This window comes from Armatimonadota bacterium (genome assembly GCA_031081675.1).
GTDB lineage: Bacteria > Sysuimicrobiota > Sysuimicrobiia > Sysuimicrobiales > Kaftiobacteriaceae > Calidihabitans > Calidihabitans tengchongensis.
Map to the genome: position 1 here is coordinate 90,302 of JAVHLZ010000008.1, position 2,975 is coordinate 93,276.

3 protein-coding genes are annotated in these 2,975 nt (G+C 74.0%); all 3 read left to right on the plus strand.

What is annotated here, in order from left to right:
- Positions 1-311, plus strand: a 311-nt coding sequence (locus RB150_04805; GenBank protein MDQ7819855.1) for a YraN family protein, incomplete at its 5' end; no start/stop codon positions are given.
- Positions 312-412: 101 nt separating this feature from the next.
- Positions 413-1,954 carry a YifB family Mg chelatase-like AAA ATPase gene (locus tag RB150_04810; protein MDQ7819856.1) on the plus strand — a complete coding sequence of 514 codons (1,542 nt, stop codon included), beginning with the start codon at positions 413-415 and terminating at the stop codon, positions 1,952-1,954.
- Positions 1,951-2,832, plus strand: coding sequence for a DNA-processing protein DprA (dprA, locus tag RB150_04815; protein ID MDQ7819857.1), 882 nt, complete (start codon positions 1,951-1,953; stop codon positions 2,830-2,832). The genes RB150_04810 and dprA overlap by 4 nt, the downstream gene beginning before the upstream one ends.
- Positions 2,833-2,975: the final 143 nt, after the last annotated feature.

Genomic DNA, 2,975 nt, shown 5'->3' on the forward strand with positions numbered 1-2,975 from the left:
GGGGCTACCGCATCCGCGACCGCAACGTCCGCTGCCCCATGGGCGAACTGGACGTGGTGGCCGAGCAGGGCGGGACCATCGTCTTCGTGGAGGTGAAAACGCGTACTACCGCCGACTTCGGTGCCCCCTTTGACGCCATCACGCCGGCCAAGCGCCGGCGCCTGTGGCGCCTGGCCACGTACTATCTGATCACCCGCCGACTGGGGGACCGGCCGTGCCGGTTTGATGCCGTCTCGGTGCTGGTGACGCCTCAGGGGCGGGTCGTCCGCGTCGAGGTGCTGGCCGGGGCCTTCGAGGTGGATGATACCTAGGCACGTCCACCCGGGCCGGTCACCGGCGGCTGCCCGGGGCGGGCTACGCGGGCGCGTCCGGCGGGCCGGTACAATGCGCCTGGAGTGGCCGGAGGCGGTCCATGCTAGCCCGGGTGCGCTCGGCGGCGGTGCTGGGGCTGGACGCCTACCCCATCGATGTCGAGGTGGACGTGGGCGGCGGGCTGCCGGCGTTTGCCATCGTGGGCCTGCCCGACACGGCGGTGCAGGAGGCCAAAGAGCGCGTGCGGGCCGCCATCCGCAACACCAACTACGAACTGCCCTCCCGCAAGATCACCGTCAACCTGGCGCCGGCCGACGTGCGCAAAGAAGGGCCGGCGTTTGACCTGCCCATGGCCGTGGCCATCCTGGCGGCCACGGAGCAGATCCGCCCTGCGGCCCTGGACGGAACGCTGTTGCTGGGCGAGCTGTCTCTGGACGGCACGCTGCGGCCGGTGGCCGGGATCCTGTGCATCGCCCTGGCGGCCCGCGCGCTGGGAGGGCGGGCGCTGATGGTCCCCCGCGCCAACGCTGCCGAGGCCGCTCTGGTGGAGGGCCTGACCGTCTACCCGGCTGGCTCGCTGGCAGAGGTGATCAGGCATCTGGAAGGGACGTCGATCCTGACGCCCGTACGCGGGGGCCTGCCGGAGGTGGTGGAGCCCCCGCCCGCCGACGAGGATTTCAGTGACGTCCGCGGCCAGGCCCACGTCCGCCGGGCCCTGGAGATCGCCGCCGCCGGCGGCCACAACGTGCTGCTGGTGGGTCCGCCGGGGGCCGGCAAGACGATGCTGGCGCGCCGTCTCCCGACCATCCTGCCGCCGCTGTCGGCCCCGGAGGCGCTGGAGGTGACCCGGATCTACAGCGTCGCCGGGCTGCTCCCTCCGGGAGGACTGGTGCGCAGCCGACCGTTCCGCAGCCCGCACCACACCACCAGCGCCGCGGCGCTGACCGGCGGCGGGGCGCTGCCACGGCCGGGAGAGGTGACCCTGGCTCACCGGGGCGTGCTGTTCTTGGACGAGCTGCCCGAATTCCACCGGGACGCCCTGGAGGCGCTGCGCCAGCCGCTGGAGGACGGGGTGGTGACCGTGGCGCGGGTGCAGTCCACGGTAACGTTTCCGGCGCGGCTGACCCTGGTGGGTGCCATGAACCCCTGCCCGTGCGGCCACCGGGGCGATCTGTCCCGGGAGTGCCTGTGCAGCCCGGCTCAGGTGGCCCGCTACCTGGCGCGGGTGTCCGGGCCGCTGCTGGACCGCATCGACCTGCACGTGGAGGTTCCCCGGGTCGCCGCCGCGGAGCTGGTCGCCGCCGGACCCGGGGAGAGCTCGGCACAGATGCGGGCGCGGGTGCTGGCGGCCCGTGAGATCCAGGCCCGCCGCTACGGGGGTGCGCGCACCAACGGCGCGTTGAGCGCCCGCCAGGTCCGCCGCCACTGCCGGCTGGACGAAGAGGGCAAGCTGTTTCTGCAGCGCGCGATGGACCGTCTGGGGCTGTCGGCGCGGGCCCACGACCGGATCCTGAAGGTGGCGCGGACCATCGCCGACCTGGAGGAGGCCGAGTCCATCGCGGTCACCCACCTGGCCGAGGCGATCCAGTACCGGGCCCTGGACCGGTCGCTGCGGCTGGTGGGCGGGGGCAGGCCGGGGTGAGGAGGCTGCCCGGGCCGGTGGACGCCGTCAGTCCCGACGACCCCGGATATCCGGCGGCGTTGCGGACCATTCCCGATCCGCCGGCGCGGCTGTACGTCCGCGGGCATCTCCCGGGAGACGGCGCGGCGGCGGTGGCGGTGGTGGGGGCGCGGCGGGCGACGGCGTACGGGGTGGCCGTGGCCCGCCGCCTGGCCGCCGATCTGGCCCGCTGCGGCGTGGCGGTGGTCAGCGGTCTGGCCCGCGGCATCGACGCCGCCGCCCACGAGGGGGCTCTGGACGCCGGCGGGCGGACGGTGGCGGTGCTGGGGTGCGGGCCGGATGTCGTCTACCCGCCCGAGCATGCCTCCCTGATGGCCCGGGTCATCGACGCGGGGGCGGTCCTGTCCGAATATCCACCCGGTACACCCCCGCTGCGCCACCACTTTCCCCGACGCAACCGCCTGATCAGCGGGCTGTCCCTGGGCGTGGTGATTGTGGAAGGTCGAGAAGACAGCGGGGCCCTGATCACCGCCGACTGCGCCCTGGAGCAGGGGCGGGAGGTGTTCGCGGTCCCGGGGCCGGTCACGTCCGCGACGAGCGCTCTGCCCCACCGGCTGGTGCAGCAGGGGGCCAAACTGGTCAGGGGTGTGGAGGATATCCTCGACGAGCTGCGCCTGCCGGTGCGCCCGCCCCCGGCGCCGCCGGCCGTGGCCCTGGCGGGGGCCGAGGCGGCGGTCTACGCGGTCCTGACCCTGGAGCCGCAGAGCCTGGACATTCTGGTCCTGCGCAGCTCTCTGCCGGTGGCCGAGGTCAGCCGGGCCCTGGTGGCGCTGGAGCTGGCGGGGATGGCGCGGGCGCTGCCCGGCCAGCGCTACGTGCGGGCCACGGTGGAGGGGTGATGACAGGCCCGTCGGTTCGGGCATCCACGAAGAGGCTGCGAGACGTGGTGCAGCACCCGGCGACGCCGGTGCCCGCTGCAGCCGGGACCCTTGAGCAACGGGTCTTGCTGCCTCATCACGCCATATCAGCTGCCACACCGGAG